The sequence below is a fragment of the Microcystis sp. LE19-84.1B genome, assembly GCF_027531875.1.
GTDB lineage: Bacteria > Cyanobacteriota > Cyanobacteriia > Cyanobacteriales > Microcystaceae > Microcystis > Microcystis panniformis.
Genome location: NZ_JAPZSR010000012.1, coordinates 1 through 3,065, shown reverse-complemented (window position 1 = coordinate 3,065; position 3,065 = coordinate 1). Strand labels below are relative to the sequence as shown.

Here is a 3,065-nt window from a genome sequence, read left to right as displayed (position 1 = left end):
ACTCCAGATACAGTCAACGGTACAGCCATTTTCAAGTAAAAAATGTACCCAGTAGCCTCTTTTCAATTTTTTCTTAGAAGCGACCTGCAGTAAGGGTTTTGTTAATTTTTTAGTATTTATGTATGGGGGAAGTCCAGGTATTTGAGAGTAAGTGGTTTCTTTGCTTAACATGATTTTTAGGGGATACTTGTACAACCTTATTGTACAATTTCAATCTCTTGAACTCCCCAAAAACCCCGAAATCTGAGTCGCTCGTTAGGGAGAGGAATGTAAATATTTATTAAATTGTAGCTTAGGCTACAGTCTTAGAGTAGAAAGTGTGTATTGTTTCACTGTCCTCCTTCTGTCTTGGGTTGGGCTATCCCTTAACCCAAGCTACGAGGGGGAACGTACTACGTTCCTTGTCCCCTTTCTCCTGTAACAGTTCTTGATGGGTTTGTCTGAGTTTAGCCTGATTGATAATGATAGCGAGCTTGTAAAAAATAAACCTTATTTCCTGTAACTTTATAAACCAAACGATGCTCTAAGTCGATCCGTCGTGACCAAGTGTCGGCAGCAATATACTTAAGAGGTTCGGGTTTACCCAATCCTGTAAACGGATCGCCATCCAAAATATCTGCCACTAAGTCTAAAATTTTATCGCCTTTTTTCGGTTCGTTCCGATACCACCAAGCTAAATCTGCTTTGAAATCAGGACTAAAAACGGGCAAATAACCATGAATAGGATTATTTTTAGGTTTATCTGGCTTATTTTCTCTTTTAGGACTCAATTCCTAACTCCCCTTTCAATTCAGCTAATGTTTGAGGAGTTGCATCTTCTGTCTGGGTCCATGCTAAAGAGCGAAATAAGCGTTGGGCATTTTCTGGCGATCGCAGTAAATAAACACACTCTAATAAACTGGAAAGCTCATCTTCAGCAATTAAGGCCACATTTTTCTGATTGCGACGCTTAATGACGATAATTTGAGATTCGTCACACACCTGATCTAAGATACCGGCTAAATTCATTCTCGCCTGAGAGTAGGTGGTTTCTTTGCTTAACATAATTTTTAGGGGAGACTTGTACAACCTTATTGTACAAGTCCAAGCTCTTGAACTCCCCAAAAACCCCAAAATCTGAAGGGAGGAGAATATAAAGATTTATTAAATTGTAACTTTTGATACAGTTGTGGGGGGGGGAATGTGTATTGTTCTACTATCTGCCTTGTGTCTTGGGTTGGGTTGTTGCTTGACCTGGCTACGAGGGGGCGAACACTTATGCACTGAGTAGCGAATGGTGATGAAAAAAGGATTTTTCAGATGGCTACCAATTTTAGCCTTAACTATAGCTTTATCTTCTAACTTCTATCAGAATCACGATGATATTGCTCAAGCCCGTAATTCGAGACGTGTAAGCAATGGTTTTGCTTTCGAGATTCAGAATTGTAATAAAGACAATAATTCTGTAGTTTGTACTTTTATGGTTGCAAACTTAGGGGAAGTCAGAGATTTTACTTTTTATCCCAAAGACTCTATCATCATTGATTCTACTGGCAAGCAATTGTATGGATCGCGGTGCATTATTGGAGCAATAGGTCCAGGTGATCAAGCATATATGAGAGATATGCCTTCTAGAGTCCCCATTAACGGAAAAATTCTCTTTAAAGGAAATTTGCCCGGAAGAATCGTTTATCTGCGATTAGTAGGTTCTGGTTTCTCAGTTGAATGGAGGTAATATAATATTACCTCGTTCTCAGGTTCTACCTGAAGATTTTTCCTGTGGCAGCAGCATTGAGACTCGTAGGTTGGGTTGACGCAAGGAAACCCAACAACTTCCTGGAATATTTTCACAATTTTTGTTGGGTTTCGCCTTTTGAGCCGATGGGTAATACCGGAGCAATAATGATAGCTCAACCCAACCTACGGCTCGATTAATTAATAAACTTATTCAGACGCCTGTTACCCAACAACTTCCTGGAATATTTTCACAATTTTTGTTGGGTTTCGCCTTTTGAGCCGATGGGTAATACCGGAGCAATAATGATAGCTCAACCCAACCTACGGCTCGATTAATTAATAAACTTATTCAGGAATGATAGTTATGGCAATCAGAATCAAACTTTGGGCAGATTATGGAAGTTACCCACTTTGGGGAGTAGATGAAATTGATAACATTGCTCCTGAAGAATTACCATTAAGTCAAGCAACTATTCAACGTTTAAACCCATGGCAGGATACTTACGATAAGACTTTGAATCAAGACTATCCACCTTTATCAGATTTTCCTAATCAGCAAGCTGAAACGGATTTTAAACAAGAAGGAATTAGTTTGTGGAAACAGTTACGTCTTGAACTGGCACCAGATTATGAAGTTTTCTACCAAAATGAAGGTCAATTGTTTAGACATCCTAAGGAAATAACCACAAAATCTACAGTACAAAAAATAACAGTTTGAGTATCATCACTTTCGGATCCAACGCAGCTTCAACCCTCAAGCGCCAACTAAAACCCTGTCAATCCACCGAAAAAGAAACCACAAAAGTAGGCTAAATTGCTTCTAAAAATACCATAAATTCCCCTTCATTCAGTCAAAGGGGTTTATTTTTTTGCATTCCTCCCTCAAAAAATTCTCAGGGACACCAGAAAATAACTAATTTAAGAGACGACAAGAAATCTAGCCTATCATCTTTTTCTAAATATTTGTCAAATTTATTTTTACTTATTCTCGTTGCCAATTCTTGATAGGTTGCCTCGCTCTGGAGAATGGTAAATTGACTGACTGCTATATTGATTACTTTTTTGGGTGTTCCTAGGGGATTGAGTAAAGCACTAATAAAAACATTGGTATCTATAACAACTCGATTAGGATTCATCTACTAATAGTTCTGTTAGTTTATCTTCTGTCAAACCTTTAGCTTGAGCTTTTTTGCCGACTTTATCCATAAGGTTCTTCGGTTTGTCTTATGCAATGGACGGGGTTATAAGGAATGAAACCTTTATAGAGACAGACATTGCCGCAATTTTTGTCAATTGTTTGCGATCTGGAGCGAACTAATCAATTAAATCTCTTGCCAGATAAGGATTGA

Annotated in this window: 4 protein-coding genes and 2 pseudogenes; 3 read left to right on the top strand and 3 right to left on the bottom strand. The window is 38.4% G+C overall.

The window, feature by feature from the left end:
• Positions 1-446 precede the first annotated feature (446 nt).
• Both O9324_RS00570 and O9324_RS00565 read right to left on the bottom strand, forming a co-directional pair.
• Positions 447-770 (bottom strand): Txe/YoeB family addiction module toxin, encoded by a 324-nt coding sequence (locus O9324_RS00570; protein WP_002771556.1) that lies wholly within the window; start codon positions 768-770, stop codon positions 447-449.
• Positions 760-1,044: a type II toxin-antitoxin system Phd/YefM family antitoxin gene (locus tag O9324_RS00565; protein WP_002748156.1), complete on the bottom strand. Its 285-nt coding sequence runs from the start codon at positions 1,042-1,044 to the stop codon at positions 760-762. The genes O9324_RS00570 and O9324_RS00565 overlap by 11 nt, the downstream gene beginning before the upstream one ends.
• A 229-nt stretch (positions 1,045-1,273) precedes the next feature.
• Between O9324_RS00565 and O9324_RS00560 the strand changes: the two genes are divergently transcribed.
• The 3 genes and pseudogenes from O9324_RS00560 to O9324_RS00550 form a co-directional block, all read left to right on the top strand.
• Positions 1,274-1,714 (top strand): hypothetical protein, encoded by a 441-nt coding sequence (locus O9324_RS00560; RefSeq protein ID WP_353851661.1) that lies wholly within the window; start codon positions 1,274-1,276, stop codon positions 1,712-1,714.
• Positions 1,715-2,080: 366 nt separating this feature from the next.
• On the top strand, positions 2,081-2,434 hold the full coding sequence (locus tag O9324_RS00555) for an immunity protein CdiI family protein (RefSeq protein ID WP_185239239.1): 354 nt from the start codon (positions 2,081-2,083) through the stop codon (positions 2,432-2,434).
• 20 nt (positions 2,435-2,454) lie between these two features.
• Positions 2,455-2,529 (top strand): annotated as a pseudogene (locus O9324_RS00550) (PEP-CTERM sorting domain-containing protein); the annotation flags it as partial.
• Positions 2,530-2,633: 104 nt separating this feature from the next.
• On the opposite strand, the pseudogene O9324_RS00545 reads toward O9324_RS00550, so the two are convergent.
• Positions 2,634-2,852: pseudogene (locus O9324_RS00545) on the bottom strand (putative toxin-antitoxin system toxin component, PIN family); the annotation flags it as partial.
• Positions 2,853-3,065: the final 213 nt, after the last annotated feature.

What these genes read in the sequence shown, in the direction of transcription:
- O9324_RS00565 (WP_002748156.1), bottom strand. Translation starts at nt 1,044, where the DNA reads ATGTTAAGCAAAGAAACCACCTACTCTCAGGCGAGAATGAATTTAGCC.
- O9324_RS00560 (WP_353851661.1), top strand. Translation starts at nt 1,274, where the DNA reads ATGGTGATGAAAAAAGGATTTTTCAGATGGCTACCAATTTTAGCCTTA.
- O9324_RS00555 (WP_185239239.1), top strand. Translation starts at nt 2,081, where the DNA reads ATGGCAATCAGAATCAAACTTTGGGCAGATTATGGAAGTTACCCACTT.